The following is a 26,208-nucleotide window of genomic DNA, read 5'->3' on the forward strand; positions in this document are numbered from 1 at the left end:
AAATGAAAAAGTTAAAAGTGATGACTGTAGTGGGAACAAGACCCGAAATTATCAGACTTTCAGCAGTCATAAATAAGTTAGAGGAATCTAATGCAATTGATCATATATTGGTACATACAGGTCAAAACTATGATTATGAATTAAATGAAGTTTTCTTTGAAGACTTTAACTTGAGAAAACCAGATTATTTCTTAAATGCAGCGAATGGTACAGCTGTTGAAACAATCGGAAATATTCTTGTGAAAATTGATCCTATTCTGGAAGAAGTTAAACCGGAAGCACTTCTTGTACTTGGAGACACAAACAGCTGCTTATGTGCAATTGCTGCTAAAAGAAGACAAATTCCTATTTTCCATATGGAAGCAGGAAACAGATGTTTCGATCAGCGAGTACCAGAAGAAACGAATCGTAAAATCGTAGATCATACTGCTGATATAAACCTAACCTACAGTGATATTGCCAGAGAATATCTTTTGAGAGAAGGATTGCCGGCAGATCGCATTATAAAAACAGGGAGTCCGATGTTTGAAGTTCTTAATTCAAGAAAAGAAGATATTGAGAACTCAAATATAGTCGAGAAATTAAATCTTGAAGAAGATAAATATTTTGTAGTATCGGCTCATCGAGAAGAAAATATTAGTTCTGAGACAAACTTTATAGATTTATGTGAAAGTCTAAATGCGATTGCAGATCAATATGGTTTGCCAATAATTATTAGCACTCATCCTAGAACACAGAAAATGATTGATGCTAAAAGTATAAAATTCAATTCGCTAATCAAGACTATGAAACCTTTAGGGTTTAATGATTATGTCAAACTGCAAATGAAAGCTAAAGCGGTTTTGAGTGATAGTGGAACAATAAGTGAAGAGTCTTCTATTCTTGGTTTTAAAGCTTTAAATATTAGACAGGCCCATGAGCGGCCAGAGGCTATGGAAGAGGCATACGTAATTATGACTGGGCTAGAAAAAGTGAGGATTTTACAAGGATTGATAGTTTTAGAAACTCAGAAGAGGGATACTTTAAAAAATATTAAAGATTATTCTATTTCAAACGTTTCAGAGAAAGTTTTAAGAATACTCTTATCGTATACGGATTATATTAATAGAATTGTCTGGAGAAAAAATGAAAATAGTCGTTAATAATATTGCTGCTAGCACAAGTGGAGCCTTATCCATATTACATAGTTTTTATGATTATATAAGATTAGAATCTGACAAAGAAATCGAATGGATATTCCTTTTAAATGATAACTATATTGAAGAAACAAAAAATATAAAAGTTATTATACTAAAAGATGTTAAAAAAACATGGATTAGAAGATTAACATTTGATTGTTTTACAGGAAAAAAATTAGTTTCAAAATTAAAACCTGATATAGTTTTTTCTCTTCAAAATACTATTTTTTTTGGCGTGGATTGTCCACAAGTATTGTACGTGCATCAATCGATACCATTTCAGGATGAAAAAAAATTCTCGTTTTTAAAACCAGAAGAGAGAATTCTTGCAGTGTATCAACATATTATAGGAAGAATGATAATAAAATCTATAAAAAAAGCCGACAAGATAATTGTGCAAACTATTTGGATGAGAGAAAGAATAATTAGAAAAACTAATATAAATCCAAGGAAAATATTGTCTTTTATGCCACCACAAGTAAACAAAGCTGAGAGCAAATTTGGATTATCGTATAGTAATACTACTTTTTTCTATCCTGCACAAGAGATTTTGTATAAAAATCATGAATGTATATATAAGGCAAATAATGAATTAAAACAAAAAGGTATAAGAGAACACGAAATTATTCTAACCATCGATCAAGAAAAAACAGAAAAAAATATTTCTTTCATAGGTAAAATTGAGCAAAAAGATGTTATGGAATATTATAGTAGAACTACCTTAGTGTTTCCGTCGTATATTGAGACTGTTGGTCTTCCTTTAATTGAAGCCAGAGAGATAGGATCAATAATACTTGCAGCAGACTGTCCATATGCAAGAGAAGTTCTTGGTAATTACGAGAACGCTTATTTTTTTAATCCGTTTAGCCCGAAAGAATTAGCGATATTAATGGAGAAAGTGTTAAACTCAGAAATAAAAAAAATAGAAGTTGAAAAAAAAGTTGAAAAAACCATTAATAGCTGGCAAGAAGTGATTAAAGTTATCAAACAAGAAATAGGAGAAGTATAATGAAAATACTATGGTTAACAAATATTCCTTCGCCATATAGAGTCGATTTTTTTAATGAATTAGGATCTCAGTGTGAATTAACAGTTTTATTCGAAAAAAGTACTTCTAGCGAAAGGGACACAAGCTGGGCTAATTTCCATTTTCACAAATTTACTGGTGTAATATTAAAAAATATTAGTATGGGAAGTGATAAAGCTTTAAGCTTAGAACAATTGAAGTATATAAAGAATGAAATGTTTGATCATATTATTGTATCTAATCCCTTTACACTTACGGGTATTATCACTACCCATTTTATGCGCATGAAAAATATATCTTTCTCAATTGTTAGTGATGGAGGGATGAGTAAATATGAGAATAAGTTTAAAATAGCTTTTAAAACAAAAGTATTGAAAGGAGCTACATTTTATTTTAGCACTGCTAAATCTCATGACGAGTATTATATGAAATACGGTGTCAATATTGAAAAGATTGTTAGATATCCTTTTACTTCATTGCATACAGAAGATATCTTGGAAAAGCCAATTAATATATCGGATAAAAATATATTGAAAGATCAGTTGAATATTAAAGAAGAGAAAGTGATTTTGTCTGTTGGACGTTTTATACCAAGCAAGGGAATAGATGTATTATTGAAATCTTTTAAAGGAATGCCAGATAATTACGGCCTTTATGTTATTGGTGGCGAAGCAACACAAGATTATACGGAAATGAAAAAAAAATTAGAATTAACTAATGTTCATTTTCATGGATTTAAAAATAAGCACGAATTAAAAGAATATTATATGTTGAGTGATCTCTTTGTATTACCCACAAGAGGAGATATTTGGGGACTTGTAATCAATGAAGCCATGGCTGCTGGATTACCTATAATAACTACAGATAAATGTGTAGCAGGTGTGGAATTAATTGAAGAAGAAATAAACGGTTATATAGTCCCTGTGGATAATACTATAGAGATGAATAGGCTAATTAAGAAAGTTCTTAATGATAATGTACTAAGAGAAAAAATTGCTAAAAATAATTTAGAGAAAATTAGAGAATATACAATCCAGAAGATGGTTAATAAACATATAACTATATTTAATGCATTATTAGGAGTGAACAATAAATGAAAGTTTTATTTATTGGAAGTGTTTTAAAAAATGAAGATGCAAACAAACATCGGGGGATTTCAGTAGCGGGGAATAAGATGCAAATGGGAATCATTAAAGCTTTATATAAGAAATATCAAGATGATTTATCAATAATAACTAGTTATCCTATTGCATCTTTTCCAACTGAGAGTAAAATTATTATAAAAAATGAAATAATAGAACTAGCTGAAAATATTTATTCAAGAAAAGTACCATTTATTAATATATTTTTACTAAAACAGTATTCAAAAATTATTAACACTTATAAGTACATTAAAAATTGGATGAAAGAAAATAATGGCGAAGAGAAGATGATAATATGCTATAATGCATTTCCTCATATTTCCCTTCCGATTTTATGGGCAACAAAGTATAGTAAAGTAAAAACTATATGCCTTGTAGCAGATTTACCAATTGATGGGGTTGTAAAGTTTAAGAATATTAAAGGTATAGCTGCAAAAATTGAGTCTGAGAGTACTAAGAAAAATATTAAAAAGTTTGATCTGTTAGCAGTTTTAAATGAAAGTGCAGCTCGAAAATTTTCGCCAACTTCACAATACGTTGTGATTGATGGAGGTTTTGATTTAGATGAAACACCTTTAATTCCTTGTGGCGGTCAATGGTTAGATTCAGAAAACGAAAAATTAAGAGTAATGTTCAGTGGTTTATTAACCGAGTATAATGGAATTCAAAACTTAATAGAAGCTGCCAAATTAGTTAAAAACAACAAATTTATCCTAGATATTTATGGAGATGGGCCACTAACTGATTATGTTCGAGAAGCAAGTATAAAAAATCCTAAGATTAATTATATGGGTAGAGTTTCAAACTCAGAAATTATGAAATTACAACATACATCCTCTTTGTTAATTAGTACTTTAGACCCTGAACATCCCGTCGCTAAAGTGGCGTTTCCATCTAAAATCGTTGAGTATTTAGTTAGTGGCACCCCAGTTTTAAGCTCTAAGGTAAATAGTCTATCATCATCCTATTTAAAGCATATGTATGTGTTTAATGATATGAAACCGGACAATATTGCTAAGGAAATAGATATAATTCTTTCCAAAGATAAAAGTGACCTTATTGAAATTTCTAGTAATGCTAGAAAATTTATTCTAGATAATAAGAATTGGGAAGTCCAAGTTGATAAAATTATTAGTGCCGTTAAGTAGTCAAGATACAATATTAGGAGATACTAAATGCTGAATATAAATTTCAAAAAAAAATTAAAAGTTAGTTACTCATGGATAACTGTTTTAATTATTGCTTTTCTTGTTTATTTTAATCATTCCACTTTTTATGCATCTGTAAATACTAGTTTATTGTTGCCCATTTACATTGTTACAATAACAACTGGCTTATTATTTATCTATAAAATTGTAGTACTTAAATGTAAAATAGATGTTAAAGTCACTGTAATTTTTATAGTATTAGTTACAATTATATTAATAACAATGTTATTCAATTCTGATTACACTGGTGGTAACGGAGTAGTGATTTTAGGGTTAATAATTGGTTATTTTTCAGTCCATATTTTTACTCTTGAAGAATTTGCGGATAAATATGTGAAAATAATAATTTTTCTAGCTATCTATTCTCTACTTGCTAATTATTTTTTTAGACCTATAACATTTAATATGCCTAATTCTATATTTCCTATTGTGTTGAATCCTAACAATCTTGTGTTCGTCGATGCTCGTTTTAGTGTATTAATAAATGATATCAATTATTACCGTAATTTTGGAATTTTTGGTGAACCAGGTTTATATCAAGTTTTTTTAAATCTAGCTTTAATATTCGAGCTATTTTATAAAAAGAATAAGATTAGTTTTTTTAATGTCTCCGTAATTTATATTACAACGATCACCACATTTTCTCCTCCAGGCTACATAGTTGGAACACTCATAATTTTATTGTTTTTCATATCAAAAAATAAATCTTTATCAAAAGAAAAACTAATAGAAAGTAAGAAAAAGTTATTCTACATAATTAGCACAGTTATATGTATTCTACTCATCTTTTTCCTTACAAATGATGTATTCTCATATATGTTCTCCCAGTCAAGTGATAAATTATTTATGAAAGAATCTTCTTTTCAGGGGAGAACAGGAGCGGTTTTAGGAAATCTTTCTGTTTGGATGCAAAGTCCTTTTTTCGGAAAAGGAATAACTGGTGGAATAAGTGAGTCAGTTCAAAATATGGCTAGTATAACAACACATAATACAAGTACTATTGGTGCGTTATTAGTTATTTTTGGTCCTATATTTACATTTATATATATATATTCATTTTTTAATTTATTTCAAAAATTCAAGCAAGGTTTGATAGTTTCTATAGGGTTGTTGATTGCTATAATGATTTCAATTAACACCCAATTATTAATATACAACGAGTTAATATATTTATTTGTTTTTTTAGGCTTAGTCAATAAAAGAAGTGTTTAGGAGTTTTTAAATGAAAAAAGTTTTAATAGTTAATCATACTGGATATTTGGGTGGAGGGGGAGTAAGTCTCTTACATATAGTAGAATCTTTTGGTTTAATGCCCGAAAAATATAAATTAGAAGTATATTGTCCTTTTCTCCCACCAGATATGTGTAATCTTCTAGAAGAAAAAAACATTAAAGTTTTTAAAGCAAAAACTAATCCAACAATAATTTCGCATTACAGTGGAAATGATAAACCTATAATTAACAGACATAATTTAATAAATATAATAAATCTAATCAGAAAAAATGGCTGGCATGAATTAGAAGAAGTAATAAAAAATTCAAATCCAGATATAGTTGCTTTTAATTCTATGACGCTTTGTTGGATGGGTAAACTAGTGAAAAAACTTGGAATTAAGACCGTATGTTTCCATAGAGAGACGTATGCAAAAGGAACGTTCGGAATTAGAACAAGATATATAAAGAAGTGCATTCGAAACCATTTTAATGCCGTTGCTTTTATTTCCAATAATGACATTGAAGAAACTGGGCCGATAGCAGGGCATGCACAATTAATCACTGATAAAGTAAAAGTATCTATTGATAATGAGTTAACTAAAAAGCTCAAGTTATTTGAAATCCTTGATGATACAGATTCTGTAGATAAAAAATTAATATACTTGGGAGGAGCTAATCGGCTAAAAGGAGCGCATATTATCTTAAAAGCATTAATTGAACTAAAGGATCAAAACGTAAAATTGATATTCTTAAAGTTTGATGGTTGTAAAGAAGTAAGAAAAATTAAAGATTATAACTCACTAAAACATAAACTAAGATATATTTTGAATATGGATTATGAAGCCAAATTAATGAAATTAATCGATAAGAATGATTTATGGGAAAAAATTATATTTATTCCTACTGTTGTTAACCCAGAAGATTATATTCGGTCTTCAGACATATTAGTTTTTCCTGCCACCTCAGCTCACCAGTCTCGACCATTATATGAAGCAGGTGTTGCCAGGGTTCCTATAATATTAACAGATTTTAAACAAACCAGGGAATTTGCTAAGGATAATTTTAATTGTTTGACCTTTAAAAATCACGATTACAAAGACTTATCTAAAAAAATTCTTCAGTTAATGGAAAATGAAGAAGTAAGTTATAAAATTATCGAAAATAACTATAATCAAACTATCAAATATCATAACTTCAAAGACATGGCTAATGAAATTGATTTGTTGTGTACTAAAATATATTAAAGTAAAGTTATTAATCTTCATTTTATGTAATTTTAGATTGAATAGTAATCTAAATTATATAAGTGTTCATTAGAATACTTTTAAGTGAAATTAATTAAGATTGATTATTTACTATTCTAAGGTTTATTTAATTTACCCGATTAACAGGTATTTAAGTCTGAATAAAATATCATCATTTTAGTATTGTTAAGTATCCAATTTAGCTTATTTAAATAATATCGAAAATTATGTATCATATTGAATTAAAGATTTTTAGCAATATTAAATATGCAAGTATTAAGGAGATTAGCATGAAAAAAAAAGCGGTAGTTGTAAGTTTCTTTAATAGTAGTAATTTAGGAGATTTAGCTTTAAGCCTTGCTATTGAAAATCTAGTTAAAAAAAATGGATATGAAATAATAAAATATGATTTTCCAACTACTTCAAAAATAGGAAATAATATTGAAGAAACCACGTTTAATGAAACTATATTAATAACTAATTTTTTTAGAAATAAATTAGGGAAAATAAGAAGGTCGTTAAATAGAAGTATAGGACCGTTAAAAGTAGAAAAAGTTAATTATTATTTAAACATACACTTCTTTAAAAAATGGAAGGTCTTTTCTGTTGATTTAAAATCAGCTGATGTATTGATCTTGGCAGGTGGAAATATGGTTATGGACATTAGTAAAGAGTTGGCTATTCCAAATTGGTCCACTATTTTTCATACCTACTCTAAACTTGCAAAAAAATACAATAAGCCTCTTATTGTATCATTTATAGGAGCTGGGCCAATAAATTACGAATTTAATAAAAGGACATTTGGAAAAGCATTAAATTACGCAAAAAAAATATCTGTTAGAGATTCTCTTTCAGTTGATGTTTGTAATGAAATTTCTCCGAATAAAAAAATATTGCAAACGGTTGATCCAGTTTTTTCCCTCGAAATTTTCAAAAGTGAAGAAAGAATACAACTTTTAGATAATACTAGTGTTTATAAAGTAGGGGTTTGTATATTAGGAGAACATTGTTTTCCTTCTTTGGAAGAATATCAGTTATATGTAAAAGATATTTTAAAATTTATTATTAATTTTGAAAAGCACATACCGAAGAATATTAAAAAAGAGTTTCTTCTTTTTTCTACGGAAACTGCTGATTATCAATCTGTCGAAGAAGTATATAGTAAGTTAAGCTTGGAGTCTGATATAAATGCCGCTATCATTAAAGTTAATAAATTCGATGATATTGTTGAACTGTACGGACAACTCAATTTTTTAATGGGAGGAAGAATGCACTCCTTAATATTTGCCCAAATTTGTTTATTACCTTATATTGGGGTTATTTGGCAAGATAAATTAACTGGTTTTGCAAAAGTTACTGATTCTGAAAAATATCTTTTCAATATAAAAGAAATATATGAAAAAGATAGTGTTTTTTATAAAAACCTGTACTCTTTGAGTATTAACCCTAAAACTTTTATAGACATGGAAGTTACAAACAAAAAGCTTAGAGATGTCGTGAATAAGGAAACTTTTTAATATGTTTACACATGCATATAAGGGGATGCGGGAATAATATTATGAGTAAATATAAAAAATTAGTTAATAACTCAGCAATTTTTGCTATCGGAAATTTCGGTTCTAAATTTATAGGCATATTGATGTTACCGCTTTACACTCATGAATTGACTCAAGCAGAATACGGACAAATTGAACTTATTACGGTAACACTATCACTAATAATACCCTTATTAACTTTAACAATAGTAGAAGCAATTGTAAGGTTTAGTCTTGAAAAAAAGCCAAATAGATATAATGAAGTGATCAGTAATTCTTTACTTATTATTTTATGTAGTTTCGTATTGCTGCTTCTACTATATCCTTTATTAAGCCAGATTGAGTTTATTAACAATTTTTTAGGATACTTTTATATTTTATATATAGTACAAGCTTTACAAGGAGCTGTTAAACAGTTTACAAGATCTATAAATCTTACTAGTGTATTTATGGTGAGTGATTTAATTTTAACTGCAAGTCTTGCCATATTTAATATAACCTTTTTAGTTTTTTGGGATTTAGGTATCGAAGGATATCTGCTGTCCTTAATATTAGCATATTTTATAAATTTTTTGTTTTTACTAGTAAAATCTAAAGCCTATCTCTTCGTAAATATGAAATACTTAAATAAGAAATTAATTATATCTATGATATTATATTGTTTGCCATTAGTTCCAAACAATATAATGTGGTGGGTTATTAATATTTCGGATAGATATTTAATTGCTTATTACTTAGGATTAAGTTCGAGTGGCTTGTATGCTATTGCAAGTAAAATTCCAATGTTAGTATCAAGTATGAGCTCCGTTTTCTTTAATGCGTGGCAAATATCCGCCATTGAAGAATCAGAAAATGATGGAAAAGAAGAATTTTACTCAAAAGTTTTTGCAACCTTTTTCTTTGTTATGGTAACTATTGCATCGATTTATATATCTTTTAATAAGCAAGTGATAAGTATAATCGTTGACTCCAGTTATTACGAAGCATGGAAATATATTCCTATTTTAATTATGGCTGTAGTTTTCTCTAGTTTTGCTAGTTTTATAGGAACAAATTATGTAGCGATGAAAAAAACTAAAGGTGCATTTTATTCTTCTTTGGTAGGGGGAATAGTAAATGTCCTTTTAAATCTTATACTCATACCCCAAATTGGCTTGTATGGTGCTTCCATCTCAACTATGATAGGCTTTCTTGTAATGTGGATTTATAGAATATTTGACACAAAAAAATATGTTGTAATTGAATATCCGTCGATTCGCATTGTTTTCTCAATTGTCCTACTTTTTATTCAAATTATAATAGGATACCTTCCATTAACATTTATTATTAGTTTATTATTAAACTTAATAATGCTAAGCGTAATAATTTTAGTGGGTTTAAAATTTATTAGCGAACCAGCTAGAATTATACTTAACAAACTTTTTCTTAAAAGGTACTTTACGAAATGATCAAATCTTGGAGTATATAATCTAACTCATATCTTAGATTCGCTTCGAACACAAACAGTACCACCCACATAAGAATATGAATAGTGTAAAGAGACTATTTATATCAAAAGCATCTAATAGTAAATACCTTATGTAACATCGCTTAATGTACTAAATACGTGGTGAAATTGCTTTGATTTCATTCCTATTTTTTTAATACTGTAGTGCTTCTTCAATTTCTTTATTCACTATGTTTTATCAAAAAATTCGATGATCATAATTTGCGCTTCAAATTACGGAATGTATTATTATCAAAATAAACTAAGGTGCAGTAAAGGCATTAAATGTGAAAATGGGATTTTAATACAAAGGATATATTTATAACGATATTAACAGAGGCTTTTCAGTGTAAACAAGCACATCTCCTTTAATTGATGCTTGATTTATATGTGAAACAAAGTAAATACAATCTAAGGAGAAACTTATATGAGTAAGATTTATTTAAGCCAATTAGATGAAAGGAATTATTTAACAGCTCTAAAAGCATTTGCTGTACTTAGTATTGTTTCTGCGCACTCGGGTTACGTAAGCGCTAATACATACGAGTTAAACATTGTTTTTTCTTGGATATTAAATCAATTTGGGAGTATCGGAGTAGGAATTTTCTTTATAATATCGGGATATTTATTTTATAAGAATAAATATTCAATAGATGCTTTTTTTAAAAAGAAGTTAAACACAATTTTTATTCCGTGGATTTTAACGGGCACGATGGTTTATCTATATGTGACTTTAAGAAAAAGCGAAGTTACGATCGAAGGATTGCTAAATTTTCTCTCAGGTAATGGTAGTTATTTGTATTATCTTACACTTTTAGTTGTCTTTTACTTAGTTTTTTTCTTTACTTCTAAAAACAATATATTTGTACTAAGTATTTTGATGTTATCATGTTTAAGTATTTTACTAACCGCTATGGGTTTCTTCAATGAAATCAATCCGTTTCTAAATCCATTTAACTTTGCTTGGTACTTCTGCTTAGGATTATTTATTGCAAGTAATAACTTGCTTATGAAAGTCGCAGAAATATGCAGTAAATATAAATACTTTTTCTTAGTGATATATATATTATTGTTAATTATTATAAAAACCTTTAATCTATCTTCAGGATATTGGGGTATATCTTCTTTAGTTATTCAACCAATTTCAATTGCTCTAATTTTTGGGCTTGCTAATTTTTCATTTGTATATAATAAAAATTTTTTAATTTTAGGAAAAGAATCATTTTCAATTTATTTATTGCATATGCCAGCAGCTGGTTTAATAGCTTTTATTTTCAATATTTATAATTTGTGGTTACTTACATTATTAAGACCATTCATCGTTATTGTAATTACTTTAATTTTAATATACTTATATAAATATTTGGATGACAAATTCAATGTGAGTAAATTTACCAATGGTCTAATCGGTGTTAGATAATTTTTATAGATTAGATAAATTTGCGCCCCCGTGTCAGAGACAATTCCATCTATGCAAAACAAATGCATGCCCAAAATGCCGCATCGAGGAACCTTAAGGGTTTCAAGATGCGGCTTTGTCATGTTTATAGGGAGTGCTAAATAATCAGATCTGTGTCGAACACAGAGACCATTTGGGTAGTTGCGAAAGCGGAACGGGGAACGTTCCCCAATGGCCAATCGTATGATTCAATCAAGAATAACCGGCTGGCTGGAAGAGTTGAATGGAATCCGGCAGACGAAGATGTACCGTTGCTGATGGTTGACGGCAACTCGTATACTTGGGAAGAAATCGGCAAGATGCTGATGGCTTTTGAAGGGTTTCAAGTGAAGCTTAATATGGTGGATCCGTATGAGGCGATCGAGTGGGAATAGAGAGGGCACCTGCTCAATTTCCGGTTAATGAGCAGATAAAGACAGAAACCTCCACTTTTCACAGGTTCGTTATCGTACTATTCTAAATGGTTTACCCGATGTGCGATTCTGGAAGCAGTCCTAGGTGAAAATCCCTCCTATATTAATATAAAAAGTTTCTTGAATTCCGTTTGAAATTGGTGGAACTAGGGAACTAATTGATATCTTGAGATAGCATAGGGGGAACGCAGGTGGAACGTTTTTTGCAGGGGGTTGCTGATTTTTCAGCTTGGTTATGGGGGATTCCGCTCATCACCATGCTGCTGGTATCGGGTCTTTATATGACCGTAAAACTTGGATTTTTTCAATTCCGTTATTTTTGCTATATTGTCGGACAGACGTTCGGCAGCGTATTTAAAAAACCGAAAGGGGAAGGGACGGTCACTCCGTTTCAGGCGCTGACGTCTGCTTTGTCTTCCACCATCGGAGCAGCGAACATTGTCGGTGTGCCGGCGGCGATTATGTTCGGTGGGCCGGGAGCGATTTTTTGGATGTGGGTCATTGCGCTGATCGGCATGGCGCTCAAATTCGCTGAAAGTGTACTCGCGGTGGAGTACCGCGAGAAAAATAGCCTGGGCGAGTTTGTCGGAGGTCCCATGTATTATATGACTAAAGGCTTGAACATGAAGTGGCTGGGCATTTGGTTTTCATTTGCCTTGATGATTGAGTTGATCCCGAGCATCATGGTCCAAGGGAATTCCATCGCGACTACCGTAGAAGCGACGTTCAACATTCCGTTGTTGTGGACGGGGATTGCGACCGCTTTCCTTGTATCCATTGTTGTTTTCGGTGGCATCAAGCGAATCGGTAAGGTCACAGAAATTTTCGTTCCCTTTATGGCATTGATTTACGTCGGTGGCGCGATTGTGATTTTGTTGATGAATATCAGTGCCGTGCCCGAATTCTTTATGCTGATTTTCAGCAATGCCTTTTCGCCTGCACCTGTTATGGGCGGTTTTGCCGGGGCAGCGATTGTGGAAGTGATCCGGTGGGGATTTGCCCGCGGTCTTTATTCAAATGAAGCTGGACTGGGTACGGCCCCGATTGCCCATGCAGCTGCCATGACAGATCATCCTGTTCGACAGGGGTTCTGGGCAGTCATTGGCGTGGTTGTCGATACGCTGATTGTCTGCACGGCAACCGCTTTTGTTATTTTGTCTTCGGGTGTTTGGACGGAAGATGGGGCAATGGAAAATTCCTCTGCTTTGACGAGCCTGGCATTTGAATCTTATTTCGGCCAATTCGGTGCAGTTCTCGTGACCATTTCACTGATTTTCTTTGTCCTCTCCACGATTTTGGTGGTTATTTTCTACGGCGCCAAACAGGCTGAGTTCCTGTTTGGCACGAAAGCGTCTTATGGCATGCAAGTGGTGTATATCCTTGCGGTTGTTCTGGGCGCGGTCGGAGCAGCAGAAGTGATCTGGGGATTCCTCGATATCATGCTGGCAGCTATCCTGATTCCAAACGTCATCGCCATCTTGCTGTTGAGCAAAAAAGTGAAAGCCTTGACCACCGAGTTTTTCACATCGGATCAGTATTACATAAAAGACCAAAAAGAGAAAAAACGAAACAAAGAGAAAAAAGCAGCAAGCGCGGGTTACGATTCGTAACATAAGTTCCGCGTCAAAAGCCTTGAATTCCCGAAAAGGGGAGTTCGAGGCTTTTTTGCTGGATTGCCCTTCGGAGAGGAGGGAATGATTACATTTTGTGGGTGCCAAGCACATAAACAATTTACCAAAAATAAATATGTATTTATTAGGAGAAATAAAAAAGCCGCGTCCCTGTGTCCCACACAATTCAGTTTATACACAAATGTTGGATGCCATAAATGCCACATCGAGGAACCCCGACGGTTTCGATGTGCGGCTTTGTCATGTTTATGGGAAGTGCTAAATAGTCATAACTGTTCCGCACACAGTGGTTAACCCCCTATTCTAAATGATTTTGACATTACCCGACAATTGCTTATGAAAGAACAACCAATCCTGAGGATACAAAAATCATGGGATTGGTTGTTTATTTTTTATGCAGGAATCGGAATTACGTGGAATTGTCCATTTTCAGGGAACCATAAATAGAGGGTGGAGACGTCCTTGCAGGCCGCCGATATAAGGAAAAACCGTTGCATTTATTGCCATGAATTTTACTTTTATTTTATTTGTGTAAAAGGGGATTTAAAAGAAGGAGAATCGGTTATGTATGGAGAAACTAACTTCAATCTTCCGGTGCTGAAATCCTTGGAGCCATTGAACTCATGTAGCTTGCCAGTAGGATATTAAGGAGGATGACCTATGCCGAGCATAAAAGACAAGGGAGACTATCTCGAAATTACAACAGGAGCCTCGAGGGTGATTTTTACGAAGCAGTGCAAACTCACAAGGACGATCAATGACTTGCTCATTGGAATATTCTTTGTGTTCGGCAGCTTGCTCAATTTTCTCAACGCAGTTGAATTCTATGGCAATATGCTGTATCTACTCGGCAGTTTAATCTTAGCCAGCCGCGCCGTCTGCAGCATTAGAGAAAACATTCGGGTGGAGCATGAAGTAAAGCAGACAAATTTTGACGAAACGAGTATTTGAAGGGTGAGGTTTGAGAATGGAAAGATGCATCCGGTTTCGGGCTATAAGAAGTAAAGCTGGATGTTGAAAAGCCATTTCAGCGGACTTGCGGGTCTGCTGAAATGGCTTTTCTCTTTATCAACTATTGTTAGGGCAGCTTCAGCTGATGTCTGAAACAGCGAATTGTTCTACAAAATACTTCTGTGTAACGCAGGAAAAGTCAGTTAAGACTTCTGGAGAAAGCCGTGCTTAATCGGCAATTTCTTCCTCCTCTGCAATCACTTGGTTCAATGCCTGGACGAACAGTTCGGTCGGCTGCGCGCCGGTGAGTGCATATTTCTTGTTAATCAGGTAGAACGGGACACCGTTGACTCCTATCCGGCGGGCTTCCTGCTCATCCGCGCGAACGGCATCCGCCATTTCATCGCTTGCAAGCATTTGTCTGACTACTTCTCTGTCCAAACCCACTTCTGCTGCCAATTCCGTCAAGGTTTCGTGATCACCGATGTGCTTGGATTCAGTGAAGTAGGCACGCAGGATCCGTTCAGTCATCTCTTTCATCAACCTATGTTCTTTCGCAAACAAGGTTAAGCGATGGGCGTCAAATGTGTTCGTCAAAATCAGTGTATCCATTTGGTAATCCAATCCGATCTCGCTCGCCATTTGTACTATGTTTTGCGTATTTGCTCTCGCTTGTTCGAGGCTCATGCCATATTTATTGGCTAACTTCTCATACATATTCTCTTTTACGTTGCGCTCCATCGTCGGGTCCAGTTCGAAACTTCTATACGTTACTTCAATTGGATGATCAATCTTCTGAATGGCGTCTTCCAGACGCCGTTTGCCAATATAGCAAAACGGTCAAGCAAAGTCGGTCCACATTTCAATTTGCATGGTTATCCCTCCCATCTAGTAGTTAACTATAAGAATATAAGAAACGCGGGGTTTTTACACGTAATTTCAATTAAGGAAGCCTAACAGGGTATCCCTGTATGAGATGCCGTTGCAGTTATCCAAAGATATTGTATGGAAAATCTGGAAATCCATAACTGGATAGGATTCTTTCTTTTTTTACATCTTTATGCAATTGGCAGAACCGGCTTCTTCTTTTATTGTTAGGAGAGTCGAATAATTGAAAGAGGTGGCTGTGGTGTCAAAATGTCAGGATTGTCAACAAAATGAGGTATTTGTCCACTTTGGTGAGGAAACTCTCTGCCTGGAATGTTACAACGGACGGATGGCAAAGCAGTTGGGATTGCAGCAATCAGTTATCCGGAAGGGGTCGCCATTCGTGATGGGTTGGGAGAAGTTCATCATTTTCAATTGCGTAAACGCCTGGATCCAATCGGTATTTTCATGGAAGCGGAAGAACTGAAACCCGAGAGATATCACTTTAAGCTGCAGAGAGATTTATATTGTGACCAAGGGAGACTGCTTTTGGAGCTGATTGCGAAAACTGAACGGGGAATAGCTGAAAAGTATGTGGACAAGCGAACGTTTCCCAATGGCCAATCGTATAATTCGATCAAGAACAACCGGCTGGCTGGAAGGGTTGAATGGAATCCTCTGGATGGAAGACGTGCCTTTGCTGGTGGTTGACGGAAAATCATATACTTGGGAAGAAATCGGCAAAATGCTGATGGCTTATGAAGGATTTCAGTTCAAACTTGAGATGATGGATCTGCATGAAGAGATCGAGTGGGAGCCGGATTCCAAGTGAAATTGCGTTCATGTATTTATTGGGTGTGTAAAGAGACATAACTAGTGGCTAACCTCCTTAAAAAAGCTGATTGCAAAAGAGCAATCAGCTTTCTTCTGTGTACACTATTCGACGTCGATCAATTCCTTCGTAACCGTGCCATCTACCTCCACGGATTTCACTTCGCCAAATCCTGGCACCATGTAGTAGGAGTAACCGTTCGTCTGAAATTCGTCCGGATCGGCTTCGACTGTCACTTCCACAGCGTTTGTGAACGTCTGGTACTCGGTTTCAACCGTTACGCCGACATCGGTGATGGTGTGCTGCGGCGCATACGGCGTATCGATATACCAGGTTTGACCGACTTCCGCTGGATATGCTAAGTGAATATAGTATTCTGATCGTGGGTAGCCGATTGTGTATTCTTCCCGGGTTTCGTTTTCCAGTATGTCATTCAGCAGCGTTCCATCCTCTTCATAAATGCTCCAAATGTAACCCATCGGAAAACCATTGCGTGACGGCACATAATTATAGGTGTGCCGGTGGATGTGTGCTTCGCCGTCGCCAGTATCGGTGGAGTATACATAGGTTTTTGTTTTATCTCTCAAATAAGAATCCTCAATCGTCGCGTCATTTTTAAATACCGGTTCAAGCCCGCGTGCTAAAAATGCCGAAAATTGAGCGCGTGTGATGTCCTCATTTGGACGAAACGTGTTATTCGGATAACCGATCGCGATATTGGCCGCCAGCATTCTTCGAATCGGCTCATACGCTTCCATATTCGATGAGACATCCGAGAAACTGATGTCCACGCTGAACGGTGTAATGAACAAGCGTGACAAAATAATCGCCATGTCGCCTCTGGTGATGGATTCATACGGGCGGTACGTCCCGTCCGGATAACCGCTGATTAATCCGGCTTCCGCAGCGGCTGCAATATAGCCGCTCGCTTGCTGATTTGAAGAGACGTCTGAGAAACGTGTATCTCGCTGCGTCCCGTCAAAATCTTTGACACGTCCAATCATGATTGCGGCTTCCGCGCGCGTCACTTCCGTATCAGGACGGACGGTGCCATCGGGATAGCCCGTCACAAAACCCCGATCCATCAAATAGCTGATTTCTTCATAAAACCTGTGAGATTCCGATAAATCGTCAGCCCCTGCTGCAGGATTCGCCAAAAAACCGAGTGACAGAAGCACTGCTGCTAGTACGATGGATTTTTTCAAACTCCCACTCCTCGCATTGTATTTTAGTTGCGTACCAAGCCGCAACTAATTCCCCATTTTTCTTGCTATACCCGACTCAGGTAGTGAAAAACAGGGAGCCGTTGAATTCGTCGAATCTCTTCAGGGAATAAAGCTCTATCCCTATGGACAGTATGATTCAAATTTCTACGAGCAAGAGACTAGCTCATTTGTTTGATAGTTAAAGTTGTATGGTACTTATTTACTGATAAATCGACTATTATTTAATACTTTTTTAACCATTGCCTGTATAAAATTAACTTAATTTGATATGATAAAGGTTCAGGCTAGTATCAAAATGATGCAGCTAATTTGGTAGTGAAGCAGTCTTGGGAGGCAAGGGTAATGAGCAAGGTAGAAAAGATGGATGTTGAAGATAAAAGCCTTCTGAAAAATGAAGAGTTCCAAACAGAAGCGATTTTCTATAAGCAGATGTTTGAAGTGATGGTGCAGAATGCATCTGTCAGCATGTATGTGTTAAAAGGAGAGGGATTTTCTTATGTGAATCGCCATTTCCGCGAATTGAGCGGTTATACGGAAGAAGAACTCATAAGCGGAGAAGTAACGATCAAAGAACTGATTCATCCGGAAGATTTGCCGATGGTGGAACAGAACATCCAAAAAAGAATGACAAACCAAGAGGTGACCAACCGCTACCGGGTGAGACTGAACAAAAAAGACGGAGAATTGATTCACATCGAAATCCAATCGACCCATTTCTTGGTGGAGGGAAAGATGATTTTATATGGCACAGTCTTCGATGTAACGGCAGAAGTCACTTCCAGCTTGTTGCTGAAAGAAAGTGAGGAACGGTTCAGATCTCTTTTCCAGAACAATCCGGATGCTATTTTCAGTTTTGATTTAGCTGGGAATTTTCTGGATGCCAATCCAGGATGCGAGCAGCTGACCGGGTTCCGAAAAGAAGAACTGGTGAATCGCTCATTTGCTCCTCTTATTGCGCCTGAAGATTTGCAGATTGCAGTAGACTATTTTGGCGAAGCGGCCCAAGGGGGGACGAACAGTCATGAAATCATCATTATCCGGAAAGATGGTCAACGCAGAACCGTCGAAATCACCAAGTTCGGCATGCATTCCGGTGGTGAAATAATAGGAGTTTACGGGATCGCCAAAGACATTACAGAAAAAATCGAACATCGGAAGCAAATGGAAGAACTTGTTTTCTTTGATTCGCTGACCAAACTGCCTAATCGTAAATTATTCGAAGATCGATTGGTAGAGGCATTAAATCGTTCGAAAGAGCAGGGACATCGGCCGGCTGTGCTGTTTGTGGATCTGGATCGCTTTAAGTTTATCAATGACTCGCTTGGACACCATTTGGGTGATGAATTCTTGAAGATCGTATCAAACCGATTAACGGAAAATATACGGGTTACAGATACGGTCGGTCGATTTGCGGGCGACGAATTTGTGATTTTATTGCCAAGCGCCAATGAAGAAGAGGCGGTGTTGCTCGCCAAAAGACTCAATAACGTCTTGTCTCAGCCGTTCGATGTCATGGGCCATTCCATTGCAGTGTCTGCCAGCATCGGCATTGCTTTCAGCGATGGTGAAGAGGACAGCGTGGACGGGCTGATCAAAAAAGCCGATACGGCCATGTATTACACGAAGAAACTCGGCAAAAATAATTACACGGTCTATACGAAAGAACTGGATCAAAAAACGGTCTATAAGCTGACGATCGAAAAGGATTTGAAGGAAGCGATCATCAACGATGAACTGTTCCTTCATTATCAGCCGATAAACGATTTAAAAACGGAAGAAATAAATGGGATGGAAGCGTTGATCCGCTGGAACCATCCTGTGCTGGGTGTGGTGCCGCCTGACCATTTCATTCCGATTTCTGAAGAAAGTGGACAGATCGTTCCCATCGGCAAATGGGTACTCCAAAAAGCCTGTTCTCAAAACAAGGCTTGGCAAGAACAGGGCATACTGCCTTTTAAAATTTGTGTGAACATCTCAACCATCCAACTGCAGCATCCTAATTTTGTAGATGCGGTCAAGGAAGTTCTGGAAGAAACCGGCCTTGCTGCAGAATGGCTGGAACTCGAAGTGACGGAAGGCATTCTTTTGGAAGACACGGTGAAATTACAGGAAAGCCTGCGGAATTTAAAGAAACTGGGCGTCTCGATTTCCATCGATGATTTCGGTACCGGCTATACCTCGCTCAGCTATTTGCGGCAGTTTTCGTTTGACCGGGTCAAAATCGACCGCAGCTTCATCAACGACATCAGCAAAGATTACAACCGGAAAGCCATTACCTCCACCATCATTTCTTTGGCCCACAAATTAAATATGAGTGTAGTTGCCGAAGGCATTGAAGACGATACTCAATTGGACTTTTTGAAAAGCGAGAATTGCGACAGCGGACAAGGATATTATTTCAGCCGCCCCTTGCCGGCAGAATTGCATGAGCTGGGTACGGATTCTAAAAAGCGTCAAGATGTATGGTCAGTCACTAAATCATAAGCGGATTGTGCAAGCAGGGATCGGAAGTTAAGCAGGAGAGAATGTAGGGGAAGGGAGCATCCAGGAATTCACAAGATTCCTGGGTGCTCCTTTTATTTAGGTTAACTGGAGCGTTTAGACTTTATTGACGTTAACATGAATGATCAGAAAACATAGTAAACTTATTGGAGTGGAAAATGGTAAACTCTACTAAGCAGAGTTAAACAAATTTAATTTGCCAGTGACAGTTGTTTTGAGAACTGCCATTTGGATTGTCCATTGAAGCGAAAAAAGAACGGATGGTGGCATTCGATAGAATTACAAACCTTAAGAAGGAGTGAAAACTTGATGGATATACTGGTAACAGGCGGAGCCGGCTATATCGGTTCTCATACTTCCATTGCTTTGCTTGAAGCCGGACATACGGTCATCATTGCTGATAATTTCTGCAACAGCAAACGCGAGACGATTGAGAGCATTCGGCGGATTACAGGCAAAGATGTGACGCTTTACGAGGTTGATGTAACGGATGCGCAAGCTGTTGAAGCGATTTTTATTCAGCATAAGATTGATGCCATCATTCATTTTGCTGGGCTTAAGGCGGTGGGGGAATCCATCCAAAGGCAACTCGACTATTATTACAACAACGTGGTCAGTACCCTGGTGCTTGTTCGCGCCTGCCTCAGCCACGATGTGAAAAAGTTCGTCTTCAGCTCATCGGCGACGGTGTATGGGGATCCCGATTCGGTGCCATTTATGGAAACGATGGATCGGTTGGTGACGACGAATCCATATGGAGAGACGAAAGCGATGAGTGAGCGGATTTTGACGGATGTTGCGAAAAACAATCCGAATTTCTCTGTCTCCATCCTGCGGTACTTTAATCCGGTGGGAGCGCACGAGAGAGGAATGATCGGGGAAGCTCCTAACGGGACGCCATCCAATCTCATGCCTTATATTACGCAAGTGGCAAAAGGGAAACTGAAGGAATTGAAAATCTTCGGCAATGACTACTCGACTGTGGACGGTACAGGGGTGCGTGATTATATTCACGTGATGGACTTGGCTGATGGCCACATCGCGGCCTTGGAAAATCTCTCGGCAGGCGCTCATGTCTATAATTTGGGGACGGGCAAAGGGACGAGTGTGATGGAGTTGGTGAAAGCCTTTGAAGAAGCAAGTGGCATTGAGATCCCTTATGAGGTGATCGAACGGAGGCCGGGAGACATTGCGCTATGCTACGCAGATGTGTCGAAAGCCAAGCGGGAATTGGATTGGACCGCCAAACGCGACGTTCTGGCGATGTGTCAGGATGCCTGGAGATTCGAAAAGAATTTTGAGGGGTGAGAGTGGGCGATTTACACTTGAGTATGGAAGAGGACAGCGGAAAAGCATCAGGCTCCTGGGTGAATGGAGCTGATGCTTTTTTGTTTTAGATGCAATTTCTTTTATTCCATCAGCCTGTTTGCGTACTCAAGGTTTCCTTGCCGTATTTCTTCACCAAATAATTGGCCACCAGCCATGCGCCGATTGCCACAGCGATCGGCGTCAGCATCGGCGCCGGTGAAGCAGCGAGCAAATAGGCGGATGCCGTATTGGCCCAGGCATGAAGGACAACGCACAGCCAGACATTTCGGGTGCTGTTGTAAAGCCAGCCGATGACGTATGCCTGCGGAATGGTCAGCATGGTGAAACCAAAAAGCGTCAGCAGGATCACGAAAGTTCCTTGCGGAATATTCATGTACACAATTATGGGGTAATGCCAAATACTCCACAACAGGCCGACACGGAAACAGGCTTTTTCAGCTGTCATACGGGTTTGCAGCAGGGGCTGCAAATAGCCCCGCCACCCGAATTCCTCGACTCCGCTGGTCAGGCACTGAAACAAAAAGAAGACAGGGATAAACCACAAAGGGAGTGTCGGCCAAGTGAAAGTTGCACTGAATCCTGTGGCAATCCACGTCACCAAGAGCGCGGCTGAAAACAGGACGATGGGGTAGAGAAAAATGAACAACGCCCAACGGCTGACTTTTGGTTGGTGGATCTTTTCTTTAGGTTGCCCAGTGATGTCTTCTGTATGGTTTTTCACCAGCATCGCGACAACAACTACCCCGAACAGCGGACCATAGGCGGCCGCGGTGAAGAGAATGAATACGAGCAATTGCTGCAGGTTTCCCGCACCTGTTGTCAACACGTCATAAAAGCCTTCATTGTACAAAATGTCCACACCTGTCAGTTGGGAATAAACAATAGTTCCAATCCAGAAACTCCATGAAAACAGAATGGCGCCACTGTAGTAAATGATGGTTTTTTTCGTTACGCTGTCCATCTCCATCCCCTTCAGTCGATGAAGTCGTGCGGTTTAGCACTGCCCCGGGCGATTGTGTTGCTGTTGCTTTTTCATCCTCTTCACGAAGGCAGCGGCGGCTGCAATTGCTGCAATTGCGATAGCGGGACCGATCATTCCTCCCCACCGAAGCGGAATTTCTTTCGCGCCGAAAGGCAAGGGTTCTTTTCGTCCGTAGTTATAAGGCATCAGTTGGTCGATGGTCGGCGTCGACGTGTCACCAGATTGGATCATGGCATAGAATTCATCAGTCAAATGCTCGATTTCATCCACTGCCGTGTTTAGATGCCCCAGGACATTTTCAAATGTGGGAGTCCTGGCGAATTTGGAAAGCAGCCGCACAAAAACCGGTTCTGGAATCCGGTCGATGGCGCTGAGAGCTGGAGGTGTAATGCGTATGCCCGCATTTCGGGTTGCCTGCAGCGCTTCATGAAGTGCGCGCTTTATCAGCACGTGGGCGTCCCGTGTGGCGGCGAAATGTTGCTGATCAGTGTTGCATGCGTAAACAGCTGGTGCCAGTGTTGGAACGAGCAGGGCTACATGTGTCTTCAGCCAATCGTCCATATCTTTGCGGATTTCCGCCCGGTAGCCGCGCATCGAATTCAGCACTCCTGCCACGTCGTGGGTTCTGGCCGTTACACGGCCATCCGCTTCACCCATCGGCAGCGCCACCGGTTTCGTTTCTTCCACCGGCATCATGTACATGACTCGTCCTTGTTTGAAGCCGCCGGGAAGCGGAAAACCGGCCATCACCCGCTCTTTGCCGACGGCGTCGATGAATGCCTGCTGTCCTGCCGCGTTGTTCATCATGAATAGGTAGGTTGGAATCTTTTTGTTGGTCGCGAGTACGGGCAAAATGTCAGCAACCCGATTTTTGCGCATCGGCACAATGGCCAAATCGTAGAAATCATCTTCTGACAAGCGGTCGACAACGGGAAGGCGAGTAACCGTTTGTTTTCCAGTTTCCGTGTTTTCAATGACAACCCCATAGGTTTTCAGCTCCTGCTGCCGTTCACCATGATCGAGCAGGAAAACAGAGTGGCCAGCTTCTGCAAGGCGTTCGGCAAACAAACTCCCAAATGGCCCTACCCCATAAATCAAAATTTTCTTCTTCATGATTCTCTCTCCTTTGACGTTGATGCTGAAGAAGCTAGGGAGTTCTTCCAACATTTAGGGGTGCGTTAGAAATCTGACACCTTTTGTATCCGTCGGCTTCTTCAGAAAGATTGCAAGACAGGTTACCAACCTCCTTTTTTGTTGAAGTCTGGTAGCGTGGTTGAGTATGTAGGGGAGAAGAGTGATCATGTGGTATTTATTTGATACATTATATCATTTTTGCGTTCCGTGAGTTGTTGATCAGATTTGGAATTTGGGTTAAATTCGGCAAGCCGAACGCGATGCATCAAGCATGTGAAGCACGTTCTAATTTCGGATGAAAACCGGCGCAACAAAAGAACACCCGGCTTTTAAGAGCCGGGTGTTCTGGAAAGGTTGGTATAGGTAAGCGTACCCTTCATTCATTCCACATCAATCAATTCAAAGACCGTTCCGTTGTCATTCACGGTTTTAACCTTGGCAAAGCCTTCGACAAAGTATTCTTTATATCCAAACTCCACCGTCACTTCGACGGCGTTGGTGAAGGTACGGTAAGGCGTTTCCACCGTTACGCCAACAGCTGTGATGGTATGCGTGACGTCGCTTGGAGTGAGCGGCTGGCCCTCAGCGGATGGATAGATGCTGTGGGTGGTGCCGACTTTAATCGGATAAGCGAGCAGCGGCGGGTCGAATCGATCGACCACGGGATACGCATGGATCAGATTTTTTCTGGTTTCCACTTCTCCATAGATGTAAGTTTCATTGATCGCCGGCACATGGCGTGCCCAGCTAAAGCCGATCGGTTCATCAGCCGGACTTTTTGTATATTGGTAGGTATGCGTTTCGATGCCGTGCGTACCTGTGTTATACGTATAGGTTTTCGTCTTATCTTTCATGTACGAGTGGGGAATCCGTGCATCGTTCTTGAACTCGGGTTCGAGCCCGCGTGCCAGGAATGCGGAAAATTGTCCGCGCGTCACATGCGCAGTTGGCTTATACGTATGATCTGAATAACCGATGGTGATGTTGACTGACAGGATTTCCGAAATCGCTTCATAAGCCTTCATGTTCGGCGACACATCCGTAAAGTCAGCGGTCACTGAGAATGGTGTCGGGAACACCTGGGCTAAAATGATCGCCATATCGCCGCGCGTAATCGGAGCGTCCGGACGGAACGTGCCATCGGGATAGCCGTTGATGTAACCGGCTTCCTGAGCTTCCGCTATGAAGCCGCTCGCTTTTTGGCCTTTCTTCACATCTGAAAATGGGGTATCGCGCTGCGTGCCATCCAGATCCTCCATGTGTCCGATCATGATCGCCGCTTCTCCGCGTGTCACAATCGCATCCGGAAGGACCGTGCCATCGGGATAGCCGTTCAAAATTTCTTGTTCCATTAAGTATGTAATTTCCTCATAAAAGCCGTGGCTCTTAGTTAAATCTGTTGCAGCAGCTGCGGGAGACCCCGCTGCCCCGATAAGCAAAAAAACTACAATTCCCATCATTAACTTTTTCAACCCATCACCCCTTCACGTAAACTGTCTCTCTGTTTCCTGATATACCCATTTATGTAATGTGTAAACCTTCTGAGAGTTGTGTGGGAATTGTGCGCGTGCCAGGCACCCACACAATTCCCACACAATTCATCTCGATCCCCAGAGATGCCTTTTTGGGGTTTTTATAGTATCTTTTTGTATACTATGCCACTTTAAAGTGCGTACTTATAATAGGGGATATAGTTGCTTATACTGGGAGTAGAGACTTCAGAGAGTAGGGGTTTTTGCTCTCCGCTTCCCGCAACTGCGGGAGAAAGAGAAAGGTGGATTTACTTTATGGAAAAATATCGGATCAATCCAGACAACGGCATCGAGTTTGGCATTTATACACTAGGCGATCATCTTCCGAATCCTGCGACAGGCGAACGGATTTCGGTGCAGGAGCGGATTCATGACATCATCGATTACGCGGTGCTGGCAGAGCAGGCAGGTGTTGACTTTTTCAGTGTGGGCGAAAGCCATCAGGAATACTTTGCGACACAAGCGCACGCGGTGGTGCTTTCGGCGATCGCGCAGGCGACGAAGAAGATTAAAATCGCCAGTTCTTCTACGATCATCAGCACGTCCGATCCTGTTCGGGTCTATGAAAACTTCGCGACGCTTGATTTGATTTCCGATGGTCGCGCGGAAATTGTGGCAGGGCGCGCTTCCCGGGTCGGACTTTTCGAGTTGCTTGGGTACGATCTCCATAATTACGAAGAGTTATTTGAAGAGAAGTTCGAGCTGCTGCGTCTGATCAATGACAATGAAATCGTCAATTGGAGCGGGAAATTCCGTGCACCACTGCGCAATGCGCAAGTCCTTCCGCGTCCGGTCAACGGCTCGATGCCGATTTGGCGGGCCGTGGGCGGTACGCCTGCCAGTGCGATGAAAGCAGGATACGCGGGTGTGCCAATGTTCATGGCTCATCTGGGTGGCGCCACTTCGCAGTTTAAACGGACGGTGGACAGCTACCGTGAAGCAGCGCGTGCAGGTGGGCATGATCCTGACGAGCTGCCGATCGCGACCGCGGGCTTTTTCTACGCGGCCGAGAATTCCCAACAGGCACTGAAAGAGCTTTACCCTCACATTAATGAAGGTATGAAACGCACCAATGGCGGCGGGTTTCCGAAGCAGCTTTTCGCGCAGGGCGTGGATCCGCATAACATCATGAACATCGGCAGCCCTCAACAGATCATCGAGAAAATTCTGCATCAGCACGAAGTGTTCGGGCATCAGCGCTATATCGCCCAAATCGACTTTGGCGGCATGCCGATGGACAATATCAAGAAAAACCTGGAGTTGATCGGTACGGAAATTTTGCCGGCGATCAAAAAATACACAGCTAAGAAATAAGG

At 38.8% G+C, this 26,208-nt stretch carries 22 protein-coding genes and 1 pseudogene; 18 read left to right on the forward strand and 5 right to left on the reverse strand.

The features are described from left to right. Positions 1-2 precede the first annotated feature (2 nt). The 12 genes from wecB to ACRC6Q_RS04600 all read left to right on the forward strand — a co-directional run bounded on the left by wecB (position 3) and on the right by ACRC6Q_RS04600 (position 14,488). Positions 3-1,142 (forward strand): non-hydrolyzing UDP-N-acetylglucosamine 2-epimerase, encoded by a 1,140-nt coding sequence (gene wecB / locus ACRC6Q_RS04545; protein WP_431465906.1) that lies wholly within the window; start codon positions 3-5, stop codon positions 1,140-1,142. Further along, positions 1,126-2,187 carry a glycosyltransferase gene (locus ACRC6Q_RS04550; protein WP_431465907.1) on the forward strand — a complete coding sequence of 354 codons (1,062 nt, stop codon included), beginning with the start codon at positions 1,126-1,128 and terminating at the stop codon, positions 2,185-2,187. The genes wecB and ACRC6Q_RS04550 overlap by 17 nt, the downstream gene beginning before the upstream one ends. After that, positions 2,187-3,302 (forward strand): glycosyltransferase family 4 protein, encoded by a 1,116-nt coding sequence (locus tag ACRC6Q_RS04555; protein ID WP_431465908.1) that lies wholly within the window; start codon positions 2,187-2,189, stop codon positions 3,300-3,302. The genes ACRC6Q_RS04550 and ACRC6Q_RS04555 overlap by 1 nt, the downstream gene beginning before the upstream one ends. Further along, a complete protein-coding gene (locus ACRC6Q_RS04560) occupies positions 3,299-4,495 on the forward strand; it encodes a glycosyltransferase (RefSeq protein WP_431465909.1) in 1,197 nt (398 codons plus the stop codon). The genes ACRC6Q_RS04555 and ACRC6Q_RS04560 overlap by 4 nt, the downstream gene beginning before the upstream one ends. A 27-nt stretch (positions 4,496-4,522) precedes the next feature. After that, a complete protein-coding gene (locus ACRC6Q_RS04565; RefSeq protein WP_431465910.1) occupies positions 4,523-5,767 on the forward strand; it encodes a hypothetical protein in 1,245 nt (414 codons plus the stop codon). Between the two features lie 10 nt (positions 5,768-5,777). Beyond that, a complete protein-coding gene (locus ACRC6Q_RS04570) occupies positions 5,778-7,013 on the forward strand; it encodes a glycosyltransferase (RefSeq protein WP_431465911.1) in 1,236 nt (411 codons plus the stop codon). 290 nt (positions 7,014-7,303) lie between these two features. Further along, a complete protein-coding gene (locus ACRC6Q_RS04575; protein WP_431465912.1) occupies positions 7,304-8,530 on the forward strand; it encodes a polysaccharide pyruvyl transferase family protein in 1,227 nt (408 codons plus the stop codon). Between the two features lie 41 nt (positions 8,531-8,571). After that, positions 8,572-9,996, forward strand: coding sequence for a polysaccharide biosynthesis C-terminal domain-containing protein (locus ACRC6Q_RS04580; protein ID WP_431465913.1), 1,425 nt, complete (start codon positions 8,572-8,574; stop codon positions 9,994-9,996). 465 nt (positions 9,997-10,461) lie between these two features. Next, complete coding sequence (locus ACRC6Q_RS04585) at positions 10,462-11,454, forward strand: acyltransferase family protein (protein ID WP_431465914.1); 993 nt, start codon at positions 10,462-10,464, stop codon at positions 11,452-11,454. A gap of 152 nt (positions 11,455-11,606) precedes the next feature. Further along, the gene (locus ACRC6Q_RS04590; RefSeq protein ID WP_431465915.1) at positions 11,607-11,867 is read left to right on the forward strand and encodes a DUF7713 domain-containing protein; all 261 of its coding nucleotides are present in this window, start codon (positions 11,607-11,609) and stop codon (positions 11,865-11,867) included. A 230-nt stretch (positions 11,868-12,097) separates the two neighbouring features. Then, entirely contained in the window at positions 12,098-13,516 is a 1,419-nt protein-coding gene (locus tag ACRC6Q_RS04595) for an alanine/glycine:cation symporter family protein (RefSeq protein ID WP_431465916.1), read from the forward strand. 681 nt (positions 13,517-14,197) lie between these two features. Continuing rightward, positions 14,198-14,488, forward strand: coding sequence for a YrhK family protein (locus ACRC6Q_RS04600; protein ID WP_431465917.1), 291 nt, complete (start codon positions 14,198-14,200; stop codon positions 14,486-14,488). Positions 14,489-14,716: 228 nt separating this feature from the next. Here ACRC6Q_RS04600 and ACRC6Q_RS04605 read toward each other — a convergent pair whose 3' ends face one another. Then, positions 14,717-15,316, reverse strand: coding sequence for a DsbA family oxidoreductase (locus ACRC6Q_RS04605; RefSeq protein ID WP_431466321.1), 600 nt, complete (start codon positions 15,314-15,316; stop codon positions 14,717-14,719). Between the two features lie 301 nt (positions 15,317-15,617). Between ACRC6Q_RS04605 and ACRC6Q_RS04610 the strand changes: the two are divergent. From ACRC6Q_RS04610 to ACRC6Q_RS04620, 3 genes and pseudogenes are all read left to right on the forward strand, one after another. Next, positions 15,618-15,680, forward strand: a pseudogene (locus ACRC6Q_RS04610) (DUF7713 domain-containing protein); the annotation flags it as partial. An 8-nt stretch (positions 15,681-15,688) separates the two neighbouring features. Then, positions 15,689-16,066, forward strand: coding sequence for a DUF7686 domain-containing protein (locus ACRC6Q_RS04615; protein WP_431465918.1), 378 nt, complete (start codon positions 15,689-15,691; stop codon positions 16,064-16,066). Next, a complete protein-coding gene (locus ACRC6Q_RS04620; protein ID WP_431465919.1) occupies positions 16,038-16,187 on the forward strand; it encodes a DUF7713 domain-containing protein in 150 nt (49 codons plus the stop codon). The genes ACRC6Q_RS04615 and ACRC6Q_RS04620 overlap by 29 nt, the downstream gene beginning before the upstream one ends. A gap of 104 nt (positions 16,188-16,291) precedes the next feature. Here ACRC6Q_RS04620 and ACRC6Q_RS04625 read toward each other — a convergent pair whose 3' ends face one another. After that, entirely contained in the window at positions 16,292-17,392 is a 1,101-nt protein-coding gene (locus tag ACRC6Q_RS04625; RefSeq protein WP_431465920.1) for an S-layer homology domain-containing protein, read from the reverse strand. A gap of 363 nt (positions 17,393-17,755) precedes the next feature. Between ACRC6Q_RS04625 and ACRC6Q_RS04630 the strand changes: the two genes are divergently transcribed. Beyond that, a complete protein-coding gene (locus tag ACRC6Q_RS04630; RefSeq protein WP_431465921.1) occupies positions 17,756-19,897 on the forward strand; it encodes a bifunctional diguanylate cyclase/phosphodiesterase in 2,142 nt (713 codons plus the stop codon). Positions 19,898-20,224: 327 nt separating this feature from the next. After that, complete coding sequence (galE, locus tag ACRC6Q_RS04635; protein ID WP_431465922.1) at positions 20,225-21,223, forward strand: UDP-glucose 4-epimerase GalE; 999 nt, start codon at positions 20,225-20,227, stop codon at positions 21,221-21,223. Positions 21,224-21,332: 109 nt separating this feature from the next. On the opposite strand, the gene ACRC6Q_RS04640 is transcribed toward galE, so the two are convergent. The 3 genes from ACRC6Q_RS04640 to ACRC6Q_RS04650 form a co-directional block, all read right to left on the reverse strand. Next, complete coding sequence (locus ACRC6Q_RS04640) at positions 21,333-22,205, reverse strand: CPBP family intramembrane glutamic endopeptidase (protein ID WP_431465923.1); 873 nt, start codon at positions 22,203-22,205, stop codon at positions 21,333-21,335. A 33-nt stretch (positions 22,206-22,238) separates the two neighbouring features. Beyond that, entirely contained in the window at positions 22,239-23,339 is a 1,101-nt protein-coding gene (locus ACRC6Q_RS04645; protein WP_431465924.1) for a ketopantoate reductase family protein, read from the reverse strand. A gap of 401 nt (positions 23,340-23,740) precedes the next feature. After that, positions 23,741-24,832, reverse strand: coding sequence for an S-layer homology domain-containing protein (locus ACRC6Q_RS04650; protein ID WP_431465925.1), 1,092 nt, complete (start codon positions 24,830-24,832; stop codon positions 23,741-23,743). Between the two features lie 315 nt (positions 24,833-25,147). Between ACRC6Q_RS04650 and ACRC6Q_RS04655 the strand changes: the two genes are divergently transcribed. Beyond that, positions 25,148-26,206: an LLM class flavin-dependent oxidoreductase gene (locus ACRC6Q_RS04655; protein WP_431465926.1), complete on the forward strand. Its 1,059-nt coding sequence runs from the start codon at positions 25,148-25,150 to the stop codon at positions 26,204-26,206. The last annotated feature ends 2 nt before the right edge of the window (positions 26,207-26,208 follow it).

This window comes from Planococcus sp. SE5232, assembly GCF_050686535.1.
In the GTDB taxonomy this organism is placed as follows: domain Bacteria; phylum Bacillota; class Bacilli; order Bacillales_A; family Planococcaceae; genus Planococcus.

Bases quoted from the DNA above. Each gene is read 5' to 3' on its own strand.
- wecB (WP_431465906.1), top strand. From the start codon at position 3: ATGAAAAAGTTAAAAGTGATGACTGTAGTGGGAACAAGACCCGAAATT.
- ACRC6Q_RS04550 (WP_431465907.1), top strand. From the start codon at position 1,126: ATGAAAATAGTCGTTAATAATATTGCTGCTAGCACAAGTGGAGCCTTA.
- ACRC6Q_RS04555 (WP_431465908.1), top strand. From the start codon at position 2,187: ATGAAAATACTATGGTTAACAAATATTCCTTCGCCATATAGAGTCGAT.
- ACRC6Q_RS04560 (WP_431465909.1), top strand. From the start codon at position 3,299: ATGAAAGTTTTATTTATTGGAAGTGTTTTAAAAAATGAAGATGCAAAC.
- ACRC6Q_RS04565 (WP_431465910.1), top strand. From the start codon at position 4,523: ATGCTGAATATAAATTTCAAAAAAAAATTAAAAGTTAGTTACTCATGG.
- ACRC6Q_RS04570 (WP_431465911.1), top strand. From the start codon at position 5,778: ATGAAAAAAGTTTTAATAGTTAATCATACTGGATATTTGGGTGGAGGG.
- ACRC6Q_RS04575 (WP_431465912.1), top strand. From the start codon at position 7,304: ATGAAAAAAAAAGCGGTAGTTGTAAGTTTCTTTAATAGTAGTAATTTA.
- ACRC6Q_RS04580 (WP_431465913.1), top strand. From the start codon at position 8,572: ATGAGTAAATATAAAAAATTAGTTAATAACTCAGCAATTTTTGCTATC.
- ACRC6Q_RS04585 (WP_431465914.1), top strand. From the start codon at position 10,462: ATGAGTAAGATTTATTTAAGCCAATTAGATGAAAGGAATTATTTAACA.
- ACRC6Q_RS04600 (WP_431465917.1), top strand. From the start codon at position 14,198: ATGCCGAGCATAAAAGACAAGGGAGACTATCTCGAAATTACAACAGGA.
- ACRC6Q_RS04615 (WP_431465918.1), top strand. From the start codon at position 15,689: ATGTTACAACGGACGGATGGCAAAGCAGTTGGGATTGCAGCAATCAGT.
- ACRC6Q_RS04620 (WP_431465919.1), top strand. From the start codon at position 16,038: ATGGAAGACGTGCCTTTGCTGGTGGTTGACGGAAAATCATATACTTGG.
- ACRC6Q_RS04630 (WP_431465921.1), top strand. From the start codon at position 17,756: ATGAGCAAGGTAGAAAAGATGGATGTTGAAGATAAAAGCCTTCTGAAA.
- galE (WP_431465922.1), top strand. From the start codon at position 20,225: ATGGATATACTGGTAACAGGCGGAGCCGGCTATATCGGTTCTCATACT.
- ACRC6Q_RS04640 (WP_431465923.1), bottom strand. From the start codon at position 22,205: ATGGACAGCGTAACGAAAAAAACCATCATTTACTACAGTGGCGCCATT.
- ACRC6Q_RS04645 (WP_431465924.1), bottom strand. From the start codon at position 23,339: ATGAAGAAGAAAATTTTGATTTATGGGGTAGGGCCATTTGGGAGTTTG.
- ACRC6Q_RS04655 (WP_431465926.1), top strand. From the start codon at position 25,148: ATGGAAAAATATCGGATCAATCCAGACAACGGCATCGAGTTTGGCATT.